21 protein-coding genes and 1 other annotated feature are annotated in these 21,856 nt (G+C 38.9%); all 21 genes read left to right on the forward strand.

Annotation, left to right across the window (positions count from 1 at the left end; all coding sequences use genetic code 11):
- Nucleotides 1–158 precede the first annotated feature (158 nt).
- The 21 genes from cysE (at nt 159) to tuf (ending at nt 21,735) form a co-directional block, all read left to right on the forward strand.
- A complete protein-coding gene (gene cysE, locus CD172_RS03560) occupies nt 159–785 on the forward strand; it encodes a serine O-acetyltransferase (protein ID WP_168429109.1) in 627 nt (208 codons plus the stop codon).
- Nucleotides 769–2,169, forward strand: coding sequence for a cysteine--tRNA ligase (cysS, locus tag CD172_RS03565; RefSeq protein WP_103345506.1), 1,401 nt, complete (start codon nt 769–771; stop codon nt 2,167–2,169). Before cysE ends, cysS begins: the two co-directional genes overlap by 17 nt.
- Entirely contained in the window at nt 2,162–2,563 is a 402-nt protein-coding gene (locus CD172_RS03570; RefSeq protein ID WP_037566306.1) for a Mini-ribonuclease 3, read from the forward strand. Before cysS ends, CD172_RS03570 begins: the two co-directional genes overlap by 8 nt.
- Before the next feature lie 5 nt (nt 2,564–2,568).
- Nucleotides 2,569–3,321 carry a 23S rRNA (guanosine(2251)-2'-O)-methyltransferase RlmB gene (rlmB, locus tag CD172_RS03575; RefSeq protein ID WP_037566307.1) on the forward strand — a complete coding sequence of 251 codons (753 nt, stop codon included), beginning with the start codon at nt 2,569–2,571 and terminating at the stop codon, nt 3,319–3,321.
- Complete coding sequence (locus CD172_RS03580) at nt 3,321–3,848, forward strand: NYN domain-containing protein (RefSeq protein ID WP_103345507.1); 528 nt, start codon at nt 3,321–3,323, stop codon at nt 3,846–3,848. The genes rlmB and CD172_RS03580 overlap by 1 nt, the downstream gene beginning before the upstream one ends.
- A gap of 71 nt (nt 3,849–3,919) precedes the next feature.
- Nucleotides 3,920–4,492 carry a sigma-70 family RNA polymerase sigma factor gene (locus CD172_RS03585; RefSeq protein ID WP_103345508.1) on the forward strand — a complete coding sequence of 191 codons (573 nt, stop codon included), beginning with the start codon at nt 3,920–3,922 and terminating at the stop codon, nt 4,490–4,492.
- Between the two features lie 92 nt (nt 4,493–4,584).
- A complete protein-coding gene (gene rpmG, locus CD172_RS03590; RefSeq protein WP_081858204.1) occupies nt 4,585–4,728 on the forward strand; it encodes a 50S ribosomal protein L33 in 144 nt (47 codons plus the stop codon).
- 73 nt (nt 4,729–4,801) lie between these two features.
- On the forward strand, nt 4,802–4,981 hold the full coding sequence (gene secE / locus CD172_RS03595; RefSeq protein WP_037566310.1) for a preprotein translocase subunit SecE: 180 nt from the start codon (nt 4,802–4,804) through the stop codon (nt 4,979–4,981).
- A gap of 18 nt (nt 4,982–4,999) precedes the next feature.
- On the forward strand, nt 5,000–5,548 hold the full coding sequence (nusG, locus tag CD172_RS03600; RefSeq protein WP_037566311.1) for a transcription termination/antitermination protein NusG: 549 nt from the start codon (nt 5,000–5,002) through the stop codon (nt 5,546–5,548).
- 331 nt (nt 5,549–5,879) lie between these two features.
- A complete protein-coding gene (rplK, locus tag CD172_RS03605; protein WP_037566312.1) occupies nt 5,880–6,302 on the forward strand; it encodes a 50S ribosomal protein L11 in 423 nt (140 codons plus the stop codon).
- Nucleotides 6,303–6,514: 212 nt separating this feature from the next.
- Nucleotides 6,515–7,213, forward strand: coding sequence for a 50S ribosomal protein L1 (gene rplA, locus CD172_RS03610; protein ID WP_103345509.1), 699 nt, complete (start codon nt 6,515–6,517; stop codon nt 7,211–7,213).
- A gap of 107 nt (nt 7,214–7,320) precedes the next feature.
- Nucleotides 7,321–7,461: a sequence feature (ribosomal protein L10 leader region), on the forward strand.
- A 45-nt stretch (nt 7,462–7,506) separates the two neighbouring features.
- Nucleotides 7,507–8,007, forward strand: a complete 501-nt coding sequence (gene rplJ / locus CD172_RS03615) for a 50S ribosomal protein L10 (RefSeq protein WP_037566314.1) — start codon at nt 7,507–7,509, stop codon at nt 8,005–8,007.
- A 53-nt stretch (nt 8,008–8,060) separates the two neighbouring features.
- Nucleotides 8,061–8,426, forward strand: coding sequence for a 50S ribosomal protein L7/L12 (rplL, locus tag CD172_RS03620; RefSeq protein ID WP_037566315.1), 366 nt, complete (start codon nt 8,061–8,063; stop codon nt 8,424–8,426).
- Nucleotides 8,427–8,504: 78 nt separating this feature from the next.
- The gene (locus CD172_RS03625; RefSeq protein ID WP_103345510.1) at nt 8,505–9,113 is read left to right on the forward strand and encodes a class I SAM-dependent methyltransferase; all 609 of its coding nucleotides are present in this window, start codon (nt 8,505–8,507) and stop codon (nt 9,111–9,113) included.
- A 211-nt stretch (nt 9,114–9,324) separates the two neighbouring features.
- Entirely contained in the window at nt 9,325–12,876 is a 3,552-nt protein-coding gene (gene rpoB, locus CD172_RS03630; protein WP_103345511.1) for a DNA-directed RNA polymerase subunit beta, read from the forward strand.
- A 174-nt stretch (nt 12,877–13,050) separates the two neighbouring features.
- Nucleotides 13,051–16,668, forward strand: coding sequence for a DNA-directed RNA polymerase subunit beta' (rpoC, locus tag CD172_RS03635; RefSeq protein ID WP_103345512.1), 3,618 nt, complete (start codon nt 13,051–13,053; stop codon nt 16,666–16,668).
- 144 nt (nt 16,669–16,812) lie between these two features.
- Nucleotides 16,813–17,067: a ribosomal L7Ae/L30e/S12e/Gadd45 family protein gene (locus tag CD172_RS03640; RefSeq protein ID WP_037566319.1), complete on the forward strand. Its 255-nt coding sequence runs from the start codon at nt 16,813–16,815 to the stop codon at nt 17,065–17,067.
- Between the two features lie 98 nt (nt 17,068–17,165).
- The gene (rpsL, locus tag CD172_RS03645; protein WP_037566320.1) at nt 17,166–17,579 is read left to right on the forward strand and encodes a 30S ribosomal protein S12; all 414 of its coding nucleotides are present in this window, start codon (nt 17,166–17,168) and stop codon (nt 17,577–17,579) included.
- Nucleotides 17,580–17,660: 81 nt separating this feature from the next.
- A complete protein-coding gene (gene rpsG, locus CD172_RS03650) occupies nt 17,661–18,131 on the forward strand; it encodes a 30S ribosomal protein S7 (protein WP_014614746.1) in 471 nt (156 codons plus the stop codon).
- Between the two features lie 143 nt (nt 18,132–18,274).
- Complete coding sequence (gene fusA / locus CD172_RS03655; RefSeq protein WP_060552331.1) at nt 18,275–20,356, forward strand: elongation factor G; 2,082 nt, start codon at nt 18,275–18,277, stop codon at nt 20,354–20,356.
- Between the two features lie 191 nt (nt 20,357–20,547).
- Entirely contained in the window at nt 20,548–21,735 is a 1,188-nt protein-coding gene (gene tuf / locus CD172_RS03660; protein WP_037566322.1) for an elongation factor Tu, read from the forward strand.
- The last annotated feature ends 121 nt before the right edge of the window (nt 21,736–21,856 follow it).

Consider the following 21,856-nt stretch of genomic DNA (forward strand, 5'->3'; position numbering starts at 1 on the left):
TTGTTGAATGCACCTTTATGGATGTAGTTGAATAATTTCTAAAAGTGAGTACATGAATAGCATGTACTAATTAAGAGTGGAACCGTGCACAAGCACCTCTGACATTTGTTAGGGGTGTTTTTATTTTTAAAGGAGGATTTGCTGTGATAAAAAGAATAATGGATGATGTAAAGATGGTTTTTGAACAAGACCCCGCAGCACGCTCTACGTTTGAAGTCATTACCACGTATGCTGGATTACATGCCGTATGGTCCCATTTAATCGCACATCGTCTTTACAATAAAAAACACTATACGTTAGCGCGGACGATTTCTCAGATTTCACGGTTTTTTACCGGCATTGAAATACACCCTGGCGCTAAAATAGGGCGCCGTTTATTTATCGATCACGGCATGGGTGTGGTGATTGGTGAAACATGTACGATTGGTGATAACGTGACGATTTATCAAGGTGTGACACTTGGAGGTACTGGAAAAGAAAAAGGCAAACGTCATCCAGATATTGGGGACAATGTTTTGATCGCAGCAGGTTCGAAAGTGTTGGGGAATATAAAAATTGCTTCAAACGTCAATATTGGTGCGAATTCAGTCGTATTAAGAGATGTACCGAGTTACACAACAGTGGTAGGTATACCTGGACGTATTGTCCGTCAAGATGGCCAACGCATTGGTAAAACGTTTGACCACCTCAATTTACCTGACCCGATTTATGAACAACTAAAGCAACTTGAGCGACAATTGGAACAAACTAAAAATGGAGAGATCAAAGATGATTACATTATATAATACACTGACACGTCAAAAAGAACCGTTTAAACCTTTAGAACCTGGAAAAGTAAAAATGTATGTCTGCGGCCCAACCGTATATAACTATATTCATATCGGAAATGCGAGGCCTGCTATCAATTATGATGTTGTGCGTCGCTACTTTGAATATAAAGGGTACGAGGTTGATTATGTTTCAAACTTCACTGACGTAGATGACAAATTAATCAAACGCTCACAAGAATTAGGTGAAACCGTACCTGAAATTGCAGATCGTTATATTAAAGCATTTCATGAGGACACAGAAGCGTTAAATATAAAAAGAGCAACATCCAACCCACGCGTCATGGACCACATGGATGATATCATTAAATTTATTAAGAATTTAGTAGACCAAGGGTATGCCTATGAAAGTGGCGGAGATGTGTATTTCCGCACGCGTAAATTTGAAGATTACGGTAAACTCAGTCACCAATCTTTAAATGATTTAAAAGTGGGCGCGCGTATTGAACAAGGTGAACAAAAAGAAGACGCATTAGATTTCACGTTATGGAAAAAGGCAAAACCAGGTGAAATCAGTTGGGAAAGTCCATTCGGAGAAGGTCGTCCGGGCTGGCACATCGAATGTTCTGTTATGGCTTTTGAAAAATTAGGTCCAACCATTGACATTCACGCAGGAGGCAGTGATTTACAATTTCCACATCATGAGAATGAAATTGCACAATCTGAAGCCCACAACCATGCTCCTTTTGCCAACTATTGGATGCATAACGGCTTTATCAATATCGATAATGAAAAAATGAGTAAATCACTTGGTAACTTTATTTTAGTGCATGACATCATTAAAGAAGTTGACCCAGATGTCTTACGTTTCTTCATGATTAGTGTACATTATCGTAGTCCAATCAATTACAATATCGAATTGGTTGAAGCAGCGCGTAGTGGTTTAGAGCGCATTCGTAATAGTTACCAGTCACTCACTGAGCGCGAAACCATTGCCACAGACTTAACAGAAGGTCATCAATTTTTAGAACAAATTGAAGCAACGTTAGCTCAATTTGAAAAAGTGATGGACGATGATTTTAATACAGCGAATGCGATTACGGCTTGGTATGATTTAGTCAAATTAGCGAATAAATATTTACTTGAAAATCAAACATCTACAAAAGTGATTGCACGTTTCAAAGAAGTTTTTGAAATTTTTAGTGATGTGTTAGGCGTACCATTAGTATCTCGAAATGCGAACGCATTATTAGATGAAGAGATTGAGAAACTAATTGAAGAACGTAATGAAGCGCGAAAAGCAAAGAATTTTGCACGTGCCGATGAAATTCGCGATCAATTAAAGGCGCAAAATATCATCTTAGAGGATACGCCACAAGGTGTGAGATATAAACGTGGATAAATCGTTAAACGCTAAATTGTTAAATCCATTATCCTTAGCTTATGTTGGTGATGCGGTGTTAGATCAGCATGTACGGACGCATATCATCTTGAAACAACAAAGCAAACCGAACCGGCTACATCAAGCAGCAACACGTTTTGTATCTGCTAAAAGTCAAGCAGCGACGTTAGAGGTACTACTAGCTGGTGATTGGTTTACAGAAGCAGAATTAGACGTTTTAAAGCGCGGTCGTAATGCTAAAAGTTATACGAAAGCAAAAAATACAGATATTCAAACATATCGTAAAAGTTCAGCATTAGAAGCGGTCATCGGCTATTTATATTTAGATGGTCAACATGAACGCGTCACAGCTTTATTAAATAAAATCGTATTAATCGTTGAAGAAAGGAGTTGAGTACATTGGAAACTGAAGTGATTGTAGGACGCCATGCAGTAAGAGAAGCGATTCAAACAGGGCACGCCATTAACAAAGTGCTCATTCAAGAAGGCGTAAAAAAGCAACAGATTGAAGATATTTTAAATTCTGCAAAATCTCAAAAACTGGTTGTACAAACGGTTCCTAAATCAAAATTAGATCAAATTGCGAATGCGCCTCATCAAGGTGTAGCTGCGTATGTTGCACCATATGAATATGTAGCATTAGATGATTTCTTGGCTAAACAAGCGCAAAAAGAGACGTTATCAACGGTCATTATTTTAGATGGTCTAGAAGATCCGCATAACTTAGGATCGATTTTAAGAACGGCGGATGCAACTGGTGTAGATGGCATTATCATTCCAAAAAGACGTTCGGTGGCGTTAACGCAAACAGTTGCTAAAGCATCTACAGGTGCGATTCAACACGTCCCAGTCATACGTGTGACGAATTTATCACAAACCATTGATACGTTGAAAGACCAAGGTTACTGGGTGGCAGGTGCCGAAGCGAATAATGCGACGGATTACCGTAACATGCAAGCGGATATGCCTCTAGCATTGGTCATTGGTAGTGAAGGACAAGGGATGAGTAAGCGCGTCAAAGATAAGTGTGATTTTTACATTAAAATACCTATGGTGGGTCATGTGAATAGTTTAAATGCCTCTGTCGCAGCGAGCTTATTAATGTATGAAGTGTTACGTAAACGCACGCCCATTGGTGGTGACAACGCATAATGATTGATTATTATGTGATTATTGACGGCTATAACATGATTGGTCAATCCCCTGAGTTAAGTCGCTATGCGAAAGAAAATTTAGAAGAAGCAAGAGAACAATTGCTCATTGCGATTTCAAATTACAATGCACACATAAAGGGCAAAGTGATTTGTGTATTTGATGCCTATGATACGGATACACCCCAAACCGAGACGGTTTATCACGGGGTAAACGTTATTTTCACGAAAGAAAACGAAACGGCAGATAGTTTTATTGAACGTTATGTTTATAATATCTACAACAAATACACGACGCATATTACTGTTGTGACAAGTGATATGAGTGAACAACATGCAATATTTGGTACAGGCGCCTACCGCATGTCCTCAAGAGAAATGTGGCGTGACCTAAAAGAAAACGAAAATCACGTTTCACAATCAATGTCATCGTTTAAAGCGCGTAAACCTAGAACGCGTATTCAATTATCAGATGATGTATTGTCAGAATTTGAAAAAATTAGACGTGGTCAATCCAAAAAGCGTTAATTTCTCGCCTTGATTCAAAAGGTCTTCACTCGGTATGATGAGGCAAATCGAGTGAAAGGCGAGGAACGTTAATGACTTTAAATCCTATCAGTGAAGTTGAACGCCAGCAATTGATTAAAGAGCTCAAAGCCCATCGTCCCGACGCATTACGAGAATTGATAGCGGTGGTGCGCCGATGTGCGCAGGTCGTTCTGCGAGACTTTCGCATCACCCCGCAAGATTTTGAAGATATCGTTCAAGAGTGGATTTGGTCGATTTATCAAAAAGTATGTCAGCCTGATTTTCATATGAATATTCCATTAGAACATTACATTAATAAAACGCTTTTCTATAAAAAGATGGATCATCGTCGTAAACGTGTGTATTATCAATCGTTCATTTCACATATGATTGAGGACGTTTCGATGCAATATCATCAGCAAACGTATCGTCACCATATGACGCTAACGCTTAATGAATGCTTAGAAGATGTTAAAAATTCAGCGCAAACGTTAAGCGCATTTGAACTCAAAGTGCTTTATTATTTAATTGATGAATGGGTCCCAAATGAAATTGCACAACAACTCAATGTACCAGTAAAACGGGTTTACAATGCAATTTATAGACTTAGACGAAAGTTGCATATGTTAAAACAAAGTGAGTAAATGCTTCTCATGATAGTAAAGAAATGGCGTTTGACAATTGGACACAATCTTATGTATAGTAAACTGGTATTATAGGAGTAAGGTGAGTTCATGTGAAAAAAGTACCGCTCAATTGTGAAAAATGTGGAATGCGTAATTATCACGTACCGAAATCAAACCAACATACGACACGACTAGCGCTTAAAAAATTCTGTGCCACATGCCAGATGCATACATTACATAAAGAGTCGAAATGATGTAATGGACTTAAAAGCGTTATAAAGTAATGTTACAAATGCGATTATAATTTAAAAATTGGAGGGAATCCGAATGGCTAAAAAAGAAAACTTCTTCCAAGGCGTTAAAACTGAAATGGAAAAAACAAGTTGGCCTACTGGTCCGGAACTTGTGAAATATACGACGATTGTCGTGTTTACAGTAATCTTTTTCTTAGTATTCTTCTGGGGTCTAGATATTGGAATCGGCCAAATAATTGAAATGATAAAATAGAAATGAGGAGTTGTCAGCATGTCTGAAGAGTTAGGGGCTAAACGTTGGTATGCCGTTCATACCTACTCAGGTTACGAAAACAAAGTCAAAAAGAATTTAGAAAAACGTGTTGAATCAATGAACATGACTGAGCAAATTTTTAGAGTTGTGATTCCTGAAGAAGAGGAAACACAAGTTAAAGATGGCAAAGCGAAAAAACAAATGAAAAAAACGTTCCCTGGCTACGTTTTAGTTGAATTAATTATGACAGATGAATCATGGTACGTTGTACGTAATACGCCAGGCGTGACTGGGTTTGTTGGTTCAGCAGGTGCAGGCTCAAAACCAAACCCATTATTACCTGAAGAAGCACGCTTTATTTTAAAGCAAATGGGTATGAAAGAAAAAACAATCGATGTAGAAGTGGAATTAGGCGAACAAGTTCGTATTACTTCTGGCCCATTCGCAAACCAAGTGGGCGAAATTGATGAAATTGAAATGAATAAATTTAAGCTTACAGTATTGGTGGACATGTTTGGTCGTGAAACACCAGTAGAAGTAGAATTTGATCAAATCGAAAAATTATAATGTGACGCGGGGTGGAACGTAAAGTTTCACCTCTTTTTCTATCTATTGTAGTTTTGAGCATACATCATAGCATATCAAATGAAAATAAAATTGTTGATGATTAACGTCCATCTCGCTATCGCGTCTATGCAACAGAATTTAAAAGGGTAACAATGCGTACTTTGGTGTGGTTTTGTGAAACTTAAAAATTTTTGTTGTCAAGTAAAATTACAAATGTTATAATAACGAAGTCGCGCGTAAATAGCGCTACATTTCGTCACGAAATGTTAAATGAGTGGGAGGGCAAAATTGAGCCCTGTGACCACATCACGATATCAAGGAGGTGCACATCGTGGCTAAAAAAGTAGAAAAAGTAGTTAAATTACAAATTCCTGCAGGTAAAGCAAACCCAGCACCACCAGTTGGTCCTGCATTAGGTCAAGCCGGTGTGAACATTATGGCTTTCACTAAGGAATTCAATGCACGTACGCAAGAACAAGCAGGTTTAATTATTCCGGTTGAGATTTATGTTTATGAAGATCGTTCATTTACATTCATCACTAAAACACCACCTGCAGCAGTATTACTTAAAAAAGCAGCTGGTATTGAAAAAGGTTCTGGTGAACCAAACAAAAACAAAGTTGCTACAGTAACTAAAGATCAAGTACGTGAAATTGCTAACACTAAAATGCCTGACTTAAACGCTGCTGACGAAGAAGCGGCTATGCGTATCGTTGAAGGTACTGCACGTAGCATGGGTATCATTGTTGAGTAATTCTCGTAATTAATGACCATAAAGCAAACAAGAACATTAATGATGCATTTGAGTATCATTTATTGAATGATGACACTTGTAGATAAAAGATTAAAATAACTGTTTATCTACGCTCGAGGGGCGGGACTCAGAAATTGAATCATAAATTGATTTCTGACCCGCTCCCAACGTGGGAGGACATTCCGCTAAAACCACTAAAGGAGGAAAAAACGATGGCTAAAAAAGGTAAAAAGTATCAAGAAGCTTTAAGTAAAGTTGACCGTCAAGCATTCTACTCAGTAGAAGAAGCAATCAACTTAGCTAAAGAAACAAGCGTTGCTAACTTCGATGCTTCAGTTGAAGTAGCATTCCGTTTAGGTATCGATACACGTAAAAACGACCAACAAATCCGTGGCGCAGTAGTATTACCACACGGTACTGGTAAAACACAACGTGTATTAGTATTCGCTAAAGGCGATAAAATTGCAGAAGCAGAAGCAGCAGGTGCTGACTATGTTGGCGATGCTGAATATGTTAACAAAATCCAACAAGGTTGGTTCGACTTCGACGTAGTCGTTGCTACACCAGATATGATGGGCGAAGTTGGTAAATTAGGTCGTGTATTAGGACCTAAAGGTTTAATGCCTAACCCTAAAACAGGTACAGTAACAATGGACGTTAAAAAAGCTGTTGAAGAAATCAAAGCTGGTAAAGTTGAATACCGTGCTGAAAAAGCAGGTATCATCCACGCTTCAATTGGTAAAGTATCATTCGATACTGAGAAATTAGTTGATAACTTCAAAACATTACAAGATGTATTAGCGAAAGCTAAACCATCTTCAGCTAAAGGTACGTACTTCAAATCTGTAGCTGTAACAACTACGATGGGTCCTGGTATTAAAGTAGATACTTCTAGCTTTAAATTAAACTAATCTTTACAACGATAGATGTAGCGAGATGCCGTGACTGTATCTCGCTAAATTTTTGGTTGAATTCATAAAATAACGGTTGACTATTTACACAAAAGCCGTTATATTTATATATGTTGTATATTTTACCTAAGACAGTAGGAGTTCATTGAGAACTTAATACAAGATCCTACCGAGGCTAAAATTGACTTGAACGTGAAAACATTCAAGCACTTTTTGCTGTGGGTAAAAAGTGCTTTTTTATTTGTTATCAAACAAATATACAAAGCACCAAATAATTTGATGGAGGTGTCTAAATGTCTGGAATTATTGAAGCTAAAAAACAACATGTTGATGAAATCTCTGAACAACTTAAAAGTTCTGTTTCTACAGTTTTCGTTGACTACCGTGGTTTAACAGTAGCTGAAGTTACTGAATTACGTAAGCAATTACGTGAAGCAGGTGTACAATACAAAGTGTACAAAAACACGATGTTACGTCGTGCAGCTGAAAAAGCCGGTATCGAAGGTTTAGATGAGTACTTAGCAGGTCCTACTGCTGTAGCGTTCACAACTGAAGATGTTGTTGCACCAGCAAAAGTTATCGCTGGATTTGCAAAAGAACACGAAGCTTTAGAAATCAAAACAGGTGTTATGGAAGGAAGCGTTATCTCAGCTGAACAAGTTAAGACAGTGGGTTCTTTACCATCACACGAAGGTCTTGTTTCTATGCTATTATCAGTATTACAAGCACCAATGCGCAACTTCGCTTATGCAGTTAAAGCTGTTGGTGAAAGCAAAGAAGAAAACGCAGAATAATCTAATTTACGTAAAGTAAAAACTAATTTTTAAAATAATGGAGGAATATAAAAATGGCTAATCATGAACAAATCATTGAAGCAATTAAAGAAATGTCAGTTTTAGAATTAAACGACTTAGTAAAAGCAATTGAAGAAGAATTTGGTGTAACTGCAGCAGCACCAGTTGCAGCAGCAGGTGCAGCAGGCGGAGACGCAGCAGCAGAAAAAACTGAATTTGACGTTGAGTTAACTTCAGCTGGTTCATCAAAAATCAAAGTTGTTAAAGCAGTTAAAGAAGCTACTGGCTTAGGCTTAAAAGACGCTAAAGAATTAGTTGACGGCGCTCCAAGCGTAATCAAAGAAGGTTTACCAAAAGAAGAAGCTGAAAAACTTAAAGAACAATTAGAAGAAGTTGGCGCTTCAGTAGAATTAAAATAATTCTTTTGATAAGTGAAAACCCGCTATTTCATGTGAATAGCGGGTTTTATCAATATTATATAAAAAGGTGTGAATGCGATGAGTCATTACTATGATTCACATCCAGATAGTGAAACAAATGAGCAAACCATCACTTATGACACAGGACACCATCAGTTAACTTTAACGACTGATGCTGGCGTATTTTCTAGAGATCGTGTGGATTTTGGATCAGATTTATTAATCCGAACATTTCTCAATGCACATCCACCGGGTGAGGTAAAACATATTATTGATGTAGGCTGTGGCTATGGTCCGATTGGTTTGATGCTTGCTAAAGTAGCGCCGCATGACCAAATTACCATGCTCGATGTTAATCATCGCGCGTTGTCACTCGTCGAGAAAAATGCAAAACACAATGATATCCGTAATGTTACAGTGCAGGAAAGTGATGGTTTATCTGTCATTGCTGCGAATCAAGCAGATTATATATTGACTAATCCACCAATTCGCGCTGGTAAGCAAGTGGTACATCAAATTTTAGAAGATGCCTTTCAATGTTTGAAACCTGAAGGTGCATTATATGTGGTAATTCAGAAAAAGCAAGGTATGCCATCTGCGAAAAAGAAAATGGAAGCTGTTTTTGGTAATGTCGCATCTATTAAAAACAGTAAAGGGTATCACATTTTGAAGAGTATTAAGGGTTGATTTAAACCTTTTTTTATGATAAAGTATTAAGATGAAAAAATTATGTTCAATAAGTGTGTACTTTTACCGCTAAAGTTTCATTGTAACATTTCATAAATACGCAATTAGAATAGAAAATGGTGTCATCGTATCGTGAACAACCGTTTTCTTTTTGTCTTGTTGCATAACACTTTTATTAGAGAGACACACAATTTTTGAGGGGTGAATCTGTTTGGCAGGTCAATTTGTCCAATATGGAAGACATCGTAAACGTAGAAACTACGCAAGAATCTCAGAAGTATTAGAATTACCTAATTTAATTGAGATTCAAACAAAATCATATGATTGGTTTTTAAAAGAAGGACTTTTAGAAATGCTTCGCGACATTTCTCCAATTGAGGACTTCACAGGAAACCTTTCTTTAGAATTTGTTGATTATAGACTAGGTGAACCGAAGTACGATTTAGAAGAATCAAAAAACCGCGATGCGACTTATGCAGCGCCATTACGCGTTAAAGTACGTTTAATTATTAAAGAAACTGGCGAAGTGAAAGATCAAGAAGTATTCATGGGAGATTTCCCATTAATGACTGAAACGGGCACTTTCGTCATCAATGGTGCAGAGCGTGTTATTGTATCACAATTAGTACGTTCACCATCCGTTTACTTCAATGAAAAATTAGATAAAAATGGACGTGTAAACTACGATGCAACTGTCATTCCTAACCGTGGTGCTTGGTTGGAATACGAAACAGATGCAAAAGACGTCGTTTACGTACGTATCGATAGAACACGTAAATTACCATTAACTGTGTTATTACGTGCATTAGGTTACTCTACAGATCAAGAAATTATTGATTTATTAGGAGATAACGAATACTTACGTAACACATTAGAAAAAGATAGCACAGAAAACACAGAACAAGCTTTACTTGAAATTTATGAACGTTTACGCCCAGGTGAACCACCAACTGTAGAAAATGCGAAGAGCTTATTATACTCTCGCTTCTTTGACCCTAAACGTTACGATTTAGCTAGCGTAGGACGTTATAAAGCAAATAAAAAATTACATTTAAAACACCGTTTATTCAATCAAAAATTAGCTGAACCAATCGTGAATACTGAAACTGGTGAAATCGTTGTTGAAGAAGGTACAGTCTTAGATCGTCGTAAATTAGACGAAATTATGGACGTATTAGAATCTAATGCAAACGCGCAAGTCTATGAGCTTCCAAATAGCATTGTAGATGAACCTGTAGAAGTTCAATCTATTAAAGTGTATGTACCTAATGACGATGAAGCACGTACAACGACAGTAATTGGTAATGCATTCCCTGATTCTGAAGTGAAATGTATCACGCCAGCAGATATCGTTGCGTCAATGTCTTATTTCTTCAACTTATTACACGGCATTGGTTATACGGATGATATTGACCACTTAGGTAACCGTCGTTTACGTTCAGTTGGTGAATTGTTACAAAACCAATTCCGTATCGGTTTATCTCGTATGGAACGTGTGGTACGTGAAAGAATGTCTATTCAAGACACAGAATCGATTACGCCACAACAATTAATCAACATTCGCCCAGTTATCGCATCAGTGAAAGAGTTCTTTGGTAGTTCTCAATTATCACAATTCATGGACCAAGCGAACCCATTAGCAGAGTTAACACACAAACGTCGTTTATCTGCATTAGGGCCTGGTGGTTTAACGCGTGAGCGTGCACAAATGGAAGTGCGTGACGTTCACTACTCTCACTATGGTCGTATGTGTCCGATTGAAACACCAGAGGGACCAAACATTGGTTTAATTAACTCGCTTTCTAGTTATGCGCGTGTCAACGAATTTGGTTTCATTGAAACGCCTTACCGTAAAGTGGACCTTGAAACGAATACAATTACAGACCAAATTGATTACTTAACTGCGGATGAAGAAGATAGTTACGTTGTTGCCCAAGCGAATTCTCGTTTAGACGAAAATGGCCGCTTTATCGATGACGAAATTGTGTGTCGTTTCCGTGGTAACAATACAACAATGGCTAAAGAAAAAATGGACTACATGGATGTATCGCCTAAGCAGGTTGTATCTGCGGCGACAGCATGTATCCCATTCTTAGAAAACGATGACTCGAACCGTGCATTAATGGGTGCGAACATGCAACGTCAAGCCGTACCTTTATTGAACCCAGAGTCACCGTTTGTAGGTACAGGTATGGAGCACGTCGCTGCACGTGACTCAGGTGCTGCAGTACTTGCGAAACATCGCGGACGTGTTGAACACGTTCAATCAAGTGAAATCCTTGTACGCCGTCTTGTAGATGACAACGGTACTGAAGTTGAAGGCGAATTAGACCGCTACCCATTAGCGAAGTTTAAACGTTCAAACTCAGGTACATGTTACAACCAACGTCCAATCATCGCTGCTGGAGACATCGTTGAGAAAAACGAGATTCTTGCGGATGGTCCTTCTATGGAACTTGGTGAAATGGCATTAGGTCGTAACGTTGTCGTTGGATTCATGACGTGGGACGGTTATAACTATGAGGATGCCGTAATCATGAGTGAACGTCTTGTAAAAGATGACGTTTATACTTCTATTCATATTGAAGAATATGAATCAGAAGCACGTGATACAAAACTTGGACCTGAAGAAATCACACGTGATATTCCGAACGTATCTGAAAATGCACTTAAAAACTTAGATGATCGTGGTATCGTCTACATCGGTGCTGAAGTTAAAGATGGAGACATCTTAGTGGGTAAAGTAACGCCTAAAGGTGTAACGGAATTAACTGCTGAAGAACGTTTATTACACGCTATCTTTGGTGAAAAAGCACGTGAAGTGCGTGATACATCATTACGTGTACCACATGGTGCAGGCGGTATCGTTCTAGACGTTAAAGTTTTCAACCGTGAAGATGGCGATGATTCTTTATCTCCAGGTGTTAACCAACTTGTACGTGTTTACATCGTACAAAAACGTAAAATTCACGTAGGGGATAAGATGTGTGGTCGTCACGGTAACAAAGGTGTCATCTCTAAAATTGTTCCTGAAGAAGATATGCCATATTTACCAGACGGACGTCCAATCGATATCATGTTAAACCCACTTGGTGTACCATCACGTATGAACATCGGACAAGTATTAGAGCTACACTTAGGTATGGCGGCTAAAAACTTAGGTATCCATGTTGCATCACCAGTATTTGACGGTGCGAACGATGATGACGTATGGTCAACAATTGAAGAAGCTGGTATGGCACGTGACGGTAAAACAGTACTTTACGATGGTCGAACAGGTGAACCATTCGATAACCGTATTTCTGTTGGGGTTATGTACATGTTGAAACTTGCGCACATGGTTGATGATAAACTTCATGCGCGTTCAACTGGACCATACTCACTCGTTACACAACAACCACTTGGTGGTAAAGCACAATTCGGTGGACAAAGATTTGGTGAGATGGAGGTATGGGCACTTGAAGCATATGGTGCTGCGTACACATTACAAGAAATCCTCACATACAAATCAGATGATACTGTAGGTCGTGTGAAAACTTACGAATCTATCGTTAAAGGTGAAAACATTTCTAGACCAAGTGTTCCTGAATCATTCCGCGTATTGATGAAAGAACTTCAAAGTTTAGGATTAGATGTCAAAGTGATGGATGAGCAAGATAACGAAATTGAAATGCGTGACTTAGAAGAGGACGATGTGCCTGATCGCAAAGTCAATTTACAACAACCAAGCGTTCCAGAATCACAAAGAGATATCACTGAATAATACTGACATCATTATAATAAATAAACACATGTGACATACGTAAGAGGAAGGTGTTGTATGACGGAATCATAACGATTTCTATGCAACTTCTTTCTCCTACGATACACATGTATGCCATTGTTTTAAGGAATCAATCAACTAGCACAGCTAATTAAAATAAAGGAGGTAGGCTCCTTGATTGATGTAAATAAATTTCATTACATGAAAATAGGACTCGCTTCACCTGAAAAAATCCGTTCTTGGTCATACGGTGAGGTTAAAAAGCCAGAAACAATTAACTATCGTACTTTAAAACCAGAAAAAGACGGTCTATTCTGTGAACGTATTTTCGGACCAACAAAAGACTGGGAATGTAGTTGTGGTAAGTACAAGCGTGTACGTTATAAAGGTATGATTTGTGACCGTTGTGGCGTTGAAGTTACAAAATCAAAAGTACGTCGTGAACGTATGGGTCACATTGAGCTTGCGGCACCTGTATCACACATTTGGTATTTCAAAGGCATTCCAAGTCGTATGGGCTTATTGCTAGATATGTCACCACGTGCCTTAGAAGAAGTCATTTATTTTGCTTCTTACGTTGTGGTCGATCCAGGTCCAACTGGTTTAGAAAAGAAAACATTACTCTCAGAAGCTGAATTCCGTGAGTACTATGACAAATTCCCTGGTCAATTCACTGCAAAAATGGGTGCTGAAGGGATTAAAGATTTATTAGAAGAAATCAACTTAGATGAAGAATTAAAAATGTTACGTGATGAACTTGAATCTGCTACAGGTCAACGTTTAACACGTGCGATCAAACGTTTAGAAGTTGTGGAATCATTCCGTAATTCAGGCAACAATCCTGCATGGATGATTTTAGACGTACTTCCAATTATTCCACCAGAAATTCGTCCAATGGTGCAATTAGATGGTGGACGTTTTGCGACTAGTGATTTAAACGATTTATATCGTCGTGTCATTAACCGTAACAACCGTTTAAAACGTTTATTAGACCTTGGTGCACCTGGCATCATCGTTCAAAACGAAAAGCGTATGTTACAAGAAGCTGTTGACGCATTAATCGATAACGGTCGCCGTGGTCGTCCAGTTACTGGTCCTGGTAACCGTCCATTAAAATCACTTTCACACATGTTAAAAGGTAAACAAGGTCGTTTCCGTCAAAACTTACTTGGTAAACGTGTTGACTATTCTGGTCGTTCGGTTATCGCGGTAGGTCCAAACTTAAAAATGTACCAATGTGGTTTACCTAAAGAAATGGCGTTAGAATTATTCAAACCTTTCGTAATGAAAGAATTAGTTCAACGTGAAATCGCAACAAACATTAAAAATGCGAAAACAAAAATTGAACGTACTGAAGATGAAGTTTGGGACGTTTTAGAAGATGTTATCACTGAACACCCAGTACTTCTTAACCGTGCCCCTACGCTTCACAGATTAGGTATCCAAGCGTTCGAACCAACGCTTGTTGAAGGACGTGCGATTCGTCTACACCCACTTGTAACGACAGCTTACAACGCGGACTTTGACGGTGACCAAATGGCCGTTCACGTACCTTTATCAAAAGAAGCACAAGCTGAAGCACGTATGTTAATGCTTGCGGCGCAAAACATCTTGAACCCTAAAGACGGTAAACCAGTTGTAACACCATCTCAGGATATGGTACTTGGTAACTACTACCTTACTTTAGAACGTAAAGATGCGGTAAATACAGGTTTATTATTTAACGATGCCAATGAAGTAATCAAAGCGTATGCAAATGGCTATGTACATCTTCATACACGTATTGGTGTTCAAGCAGCATCATTCAATAACCCAACATTTACTGAAGAACAAAACCGTAAGATTTTAACAACATCTGTAGGTAAAGTGATTTTCAATGAAATCATTCCAGATTCATTTGCATATATCAATGAGCCAACTGCGACAAACTTAGAGAAGAACACACCAGATAAATACTTTGTTGATGCGTCTGATCTTGGTGAAGGCGGTTTAGCGGAATACTTTGAAAACACTGAACTTGTTCCACCATTCAACAAAAAATTCTTAGGTAACATCATCGCAGAAGTGTTCAATCGCTTCAGCATTACAGATACATCTATGATGCTTGACTTAATGAAAGACTTAGGATTTAAGTATTCATCTAAAGCAGGTATTACTGTAGGTGTTGCTGACATCGTGGTATTACCAGACAAGAAAGAAATTCTTGATGAATCAGAAAAACTTGTTGAACGCGTACAAAAACAATTTAACCGTGGTTTATTAACTGAAGAAGAGCGCTATAATGCGGTTATCGAAATTTGGACAAATGCAAAAGACCAAATTCAAGAAGAGTTAATGCAATCACTTGAAAAAACAAACCCAATCTTCATGATGAGTGACTCTGGTGCCCGTGGTAACGCATCTAACTTTACGCAACTTGCGGGTATGCGTGGATTGATGGCCGCACCATCAGGTAAAATCATCGAGCTTCCAATCACATCATCATTCCGTGAAGGTTTAACCGTATTAGAGTACTTCATCTCTACTCACGGTGCGCGTAAAGGTCTTGCCGATACAGCCCTTAAAACAGCGGACTCAGGTTACCTTACTCGTCGTCTTGTTGACGTGGCACAAGATGTTATCGTGCGTGAAGAAGACTGTGGTACAGACCGTGGTTTACTCGTTTCAGATATCAAAGAAGGCACTGAAATAATCGAACCATTTATCGAGCGTATCGAAGGTCGTTATGCTAAAGAAACGATTCGTCACCCAGAGACTGATAAAGTTATTATCCGTCCAGACGAATTAATCACACCAGATATTGCGAAAGAAATTACAGATGCGGGCATCGAAGAAATGTACATCCGTTCAGCATTTACATGTAACACACGTCACGGTGTATGTGAAAAATGTTATGGTAAAAACTTAGCAACTGGTGAAAAAGTTGAAGTTGGTGAAGCAGTGGGTACAATCGCTGCACAATCTATCGGTGAACCAGGTACTCAGTTAACAATGCGTACCTTTCATACTGGTGGGGTAGCCGGTAGCGATATCACACAAGGTTTACCACGTATCCAAGAGATTTTTGAAGCACGTAACCCGAAAGGTCAAGCTGTGATTACAGAAATCGAAGGTACAATTGATAACATTACAATTGGTAAAGATAGACAACAAGAAATCGTGGTTAAAGGTGCGAACGAAACACGTTCATACCTTGCGCCAGGTACGTCACGCTTGAAAGTTGAAATCGGACAAGCAGTTGAACGTGGTGAAGTCTTAACAGAAGGTTCTATCGAGCCGAAAAACTTCTTAGCAATTGCAGGTCTTACTGCAACTGAAGCCTACTTGCTGAAAGAAGTTCAAAAAGTTTACCGTATGCAAGGGGTAGAAATCGACGACAAACACGTTGAAGTTATGGTTCGTCAAATGTTACGTAAAGTTCGTATTATCGAAGCTGGTGACACGAAATTATTACCAGGTTCATTAGTGGATATCCACCACTTTACAGATGCGAACCGTGAAGCATTTAAAGAACGTAAACGTCCAGCAACGGCTAAACCAGTACTTTTAGGTATCACAAAAGCATCACTTGAAACAGAAAGTTTCTTATCTGCGGCATCATTCCAAGAAACAACGCGTGTACTTACTGACGCTGCGATTAAAGGTAAACGTGATGACTTACTTGGTCTTAAAGAAAACGTTATTATCGGTAAGCTGATTCCAGCGGGTACAGGTATGAAACGTTATAGCCAAGTAGATATCGAAAAAGAAAAATCAACGATTGACGCACAAGAACACATTGTGACGGAATAATAAAATGTTTTGAAAGGCGCAGTGATCTGACCATTGCTGCGCCTTTTACTTTTTTGATTTATCATTGAAAAATTGTTGACGTTATACAATTGAGATGATAATATAGAAAAGGTTGATGCAAGCAGTACTTTGGAGGATATGCAAATGTCTAATGAAAAAGTCACACGCTTAAACAAACAAGCCTACGTTGTTGGTTTGAAACAGACGCTCAAAGCGTTGAAAAATCATAACGTATCACAATTGATTATCGGCGAAGATGTTAATGTGCATCTCTTAGCGCGCGTGTTAAGCTTTGCCAATCAAAATAACGTACCAATTACGTTTTTTGAAAGCCAAAAAGCTTTAGGAGAACATGTTGGTATTAACGTAAAGGCAACGGTTGTTGCTTTGCTCAAATGAGATTAGTAAGGACAATGAGGACTTACTAAATTTTATTTAATCTAAAAATGAACCACCTGGATGTGTGGGATTAAAAATCGAGAGAGGAGGAAACATAAATGCCTACTATTAACCAATTAGTACGTAAACCAAGACAAAGCAAAACTAAGAAATCTGACTCACCAGCTTTAAACAGAGGTTTCAACAGTCAAAAGAAACAATTCACGAAGTTAAACTCTCCACAAAAACGTGGTGTGTGTACTCGTGTTGGTACTATGACTCCTAAAAAACCTAACTCAGCGTTACGTAAATATGCACGTGTGCGTTTATCAAACAACATTGAAATCAACGCATACATCCCTGGTATCGGACACAACTTACAAGAGCACAGTGTTGTACTTGTTCGTGGTGGACGTGTAAAAGACTTACCTGGTGTGCGTTACCATATCGTACGTGGTGCGTTAGATACTTCTGGTGTTGATGGACGTATGCAAGGACGTTCATTATACGGAACTAAAAAACCTAAGAAATAAGGTTAAATTAATGTAAATTTCGTCGGTTACAATGACTGATAGATTATAAATATACTATAATAGGAAGGGAGGACTTGTATTATGCCTCGTAAAGGATCAGTACCTAAAAGAGATGTGTTACCAGATCCAATTCACAACTCTAAATTAGTGACAAAATTAATCAATAAGATCATGTTAGATGGTAAACGTGGAACAGCTCAACGTATTCTTTATTCTGCATTCGACTTAGTTCAAGAACGTTCAGGTCGCGATGCAATGGAAGTTTTCGATGAAGCGATCAACAACATTATGCCAGTACTTGAAGTTAAAGCTCGCCGTGTAGGTGGTTCTAACTACCAAGTACCTGTAGAAGTTCGTCCAGAGCGTCGTACTACTTTAGGTTTACGTTGGTTAGTAAACTATGCGCGTCTTCGTGGTGAAAAAACTATGGAAGAGCGTTTAGCTAACGAAATCTTAGACGCTGCTAACAACACTGGTGGTGCCGTTAAGAAACGTGAAGACACGCACAAAATGGCTGAAGCGAACAAAGCATTCGCTCACTACCGTTGGTAAGATAGACGCCTATTCCCTGAGCATACATGTCATTGGCAACCATCAACGTGCACATCGCATATTGAACGTTTGTCATGCGTTTGCTTAGGGTAAAGCTATATCTGATCATATTATCCTATATTCTGGAAGGAGAAAGAATACCCATGGGAAGAGACTTTTCTTTAAAGAACACGCGTAATATCGGTATCATGGCCCACATCGATGCTGGTAAAACGACTACTACTGAACGTATTCTTTATTACACTGGACGTATCCATAAAATTGGTGAAACACATGAAGGTGCTTCACAAATGGACTGGATGGAGCAAGAGCAAGACCGTGGTATTACGATTACATCAGCTGCAACAACAGCTGCTTGGAATGGTCACCGTGTTAACATCATCGACACACCTGGACACGTAGACTTCACAGTTGAAGTTGAACGTTCATTACGTGTACTTGATGGTGCGGTAACTGTACTTGATGCGCAATCAGGTGTTGAACCTCAAACTGAAACAGTTTGGCGTCAAGCAACAACATACGGCGTTCCTCGTATCGTATTCGTAAACAAAATGGACAAAATGGGTGCGAACTTCGATTACGCTGTAAGCACTTTACATGACCGTTTACAAGCGAATGCAGCTCCAATCCAATTACCAATTGGTGCTGAAGATGAATTCCAAGCGATCATTGACTTAGTAACAATGAAATGCTTCAAATATAACAATGACTTAGGTACAGACATTGAGGAAACTGATATTCCTGAAGATATGCAAGAACGTGCTGAAGAAGCGCGTGAAGCATTAATCGAAGCTGTAGCTGAAACAAACGATGACTTAATGGAAAAATACTTAGGTGGAGAAGAAATCTCTGTAGATGAGCTTAAAGACGCTATCCGTCAAGCTACTACTGACGTTGAATTCTACCCAGTATTATGTGGTACTGCATTCAAGAACAAAGGTGTTCAATTAATGTTAGATGCCGTTATCGATTACTTACCATCACCACTTGATGTTAAGCCAATCGTTGGTCATCGTGCTGACAACCCTGAAGAAGAAGTTATCGCGAAAGCGGACGACAGTGCTGAATTCGCAGCATTAGCGTTTAAAGTTATGACTGACCCTTATGTTGGTAAATTAACATTCTTCCGTGTGTACTCAGGTACATTAACTTCAGGTTCTTATGTTAAAAACTCTACGAAAGGTAAACGTGAACGTGTAGGTCGTATCCTACAAATGCACGCGAACTCTCGTGAAGAAATCAGCTCTGTATATTCTGGTGATATCGCAGCTGCTGTAGGTCTTAAAGACACTGGTACAGGTGACACACTTTGTGGAGAGAAAAATGACATCATCTTAGAGTCAATGGAATTCCCAGAGCCAGTTATCCACTTATCAGTAGAACCTAAATCAAAAGCTGACCAAGATAAAATGACTCAAGCGCTTGTGAAACTTCAAGAAGAAGACCCAACATTCAAAGCGCATACAGATGAAGAAACTGGTCAAGTTATCATTGGTGGTATGGGTGAGCTTCACCTTGACATCATTGTTGACCGTATGAAGAAAGAATTTAACGTGGAAGCAAACGTTGGTGCGCCAATGGTATCTTACCGTGAAACGTTCAAATCAGCAGCTGCTGTTCAAGGTAAATTCTCTCGTCAATCTGGTGGTCGTGGTCAATACGGTGACGTTCACATCGAATTCACACCTAACGAAACAGGTGCTGGTTTCGAATTCGAAAACGCTATCGTTGGTGGTGTCGTTCCTCGTGAATACATTCCATCAGTTGAACAAGGTCTTAAAGACGCAATGGAAAACGGTGTCTTAGCTGGATATCCATTAATCGATGTGAAAGCAAAATTATTTGATGGTTCATACCACGATGTCGATTCATCTGAAATGGCCTTCAAAATTGCTGCATCATTAGCACTTAAAGAAGCTGCTAAAAAATGTAACCCAGTGATCTTAGAACCAATGATGAAAGTTACAATCGAAATGCCTGAAGAGTACATGGGTGACATCATGGGTGACGTTACAGCACGTCGTGGCCGTGTAGACGGTATGGAACCACGTGGTAACGCTCAAGTTGTTAACGCATACGTACCACTTTCAGAAATGTTCGGTTATGCAACATCATTACGTTCTAACACGCAAGGTCGCGGTACGTACACAATGTACTTCGATCACTATGCAGAGGTTCCTAAATCAATCTCTGAAGAAATTATCAAAAAGAACAAAGGTGAATAATAGATTACCCAACCCGTCTATGAGATAATGACCCATGAGGCGTTATCAAGCCTTTACCTTCTTTTAAAATTGATTTTTTCAGTAAAATGATTTATAAAGGTAATAAAGATTATCTATCTCATGAAGGTGAGTAACTTTCATGAGAGATATTTAAAATATTAATTCTTAATTTGAAGAGGAGAGATTTCATAATGGCTAAAGAAAAATTCGATCGCTCAAAAGAACATGCCAATATTGGTACTATCGGTCACGTTGACCATGGTAAAACTACATTAACAGCTGCTATCGCTACAGTATTAGCGAAGCACGGTGACTCAGTTGCACAATCATACGACATGATTGACAACGCTCCAGAAGAAAAAGAACGTGGTATCACAATCAACACGTCTCACATTGAGTACCAAACTGAAAAACGTCACTATGCACACGTTGACTGCCCAGGTCACGCTGACTACGTTAAAAACATGATCACTGGTGCTGCTCAAATGGACGGCGGTATCTTAGTAGTATCTGCTGCTGACGGTCCAATGCCACAAACTCGTGAGCACATCCTTTTATCACGTAACGTTGGTGTACCAGCATTAGTTGTATTCTTAAACAAAGTTGACATGGTTGACGACGAAGAATTATTAGAATTAGTAGAAATGGAAGTTCGTGACTTATTATCTGAATACGACTTCCCAGGCGATGACATTCCTGTAATTGCTGGTTCAGCATTAAAAGCTTTAGAAGGCGACGCTGAATACGAAGGTAAAATCTTAGAATTAATGGAAGCTGTAGACAACTACATCCCAACTCCAGAACGTGATTCTGACAAACCATTCATGATGCCTGTTGAGGACGTATTCTCAATCACAGGTCGTGGTACAGTTGCAACTGGCCGTGTTGAACGTGGTCAAATCAAAGTTGGTGAAGAAGTTGAAATCATCGGTTTAACTGAAGAATCTTCTAAAACAACTGTTACAGGTGTAGAAATGTTCCGTAAGTTATTAGACTACGCTGAAGCTGGTGACAACATCGGTGCATTATTACGTGGTGTTGCTCGTGAAGATGTTCAACGTGGACAAGTATTAGCTGCTCCAGGTTCAATCACACCTCACACTAAATTTAAAGCGGAAGTTTACGTATTATCAAAAGACGAAGGTGGTCGTCACACTCCATTCTTCTCTAACTACCGCCCACAATTCTATTTCCGTACTACTGACGTAACTGGCGTTGTTCACTTACCAGAAGGTACTGAAATGGTTATGCCTGGCGATAACGTAGAAATGGACGTTGAGTTAATTTCTCCAATCGCTATCGAAGACGGTACACGTTTCTCTATCCGTGAAGGTGGACGTACTGTAGGATCAGGCGTTGTAACAGCTATCGAAAAATAATATCATTTATCTTTGAGATAGATAAAAAGGGGCTGGGACATAATTCCTAGCCAAAAAAGAGAATCGATTAGGTAAAATTATTTTTACTTAATCGATTCTCTTTATATATTATTTCAAAAAA

Source organism: Staphylococcus agnetis, assembly GCF_002901865.1.
GTDB classification, from domain to species: Bacteria; Bacillota; Bacilli; order Staphylococcales; family Staphylococcaceae; genus Staphylococcus; species Staphylococcus agnetis.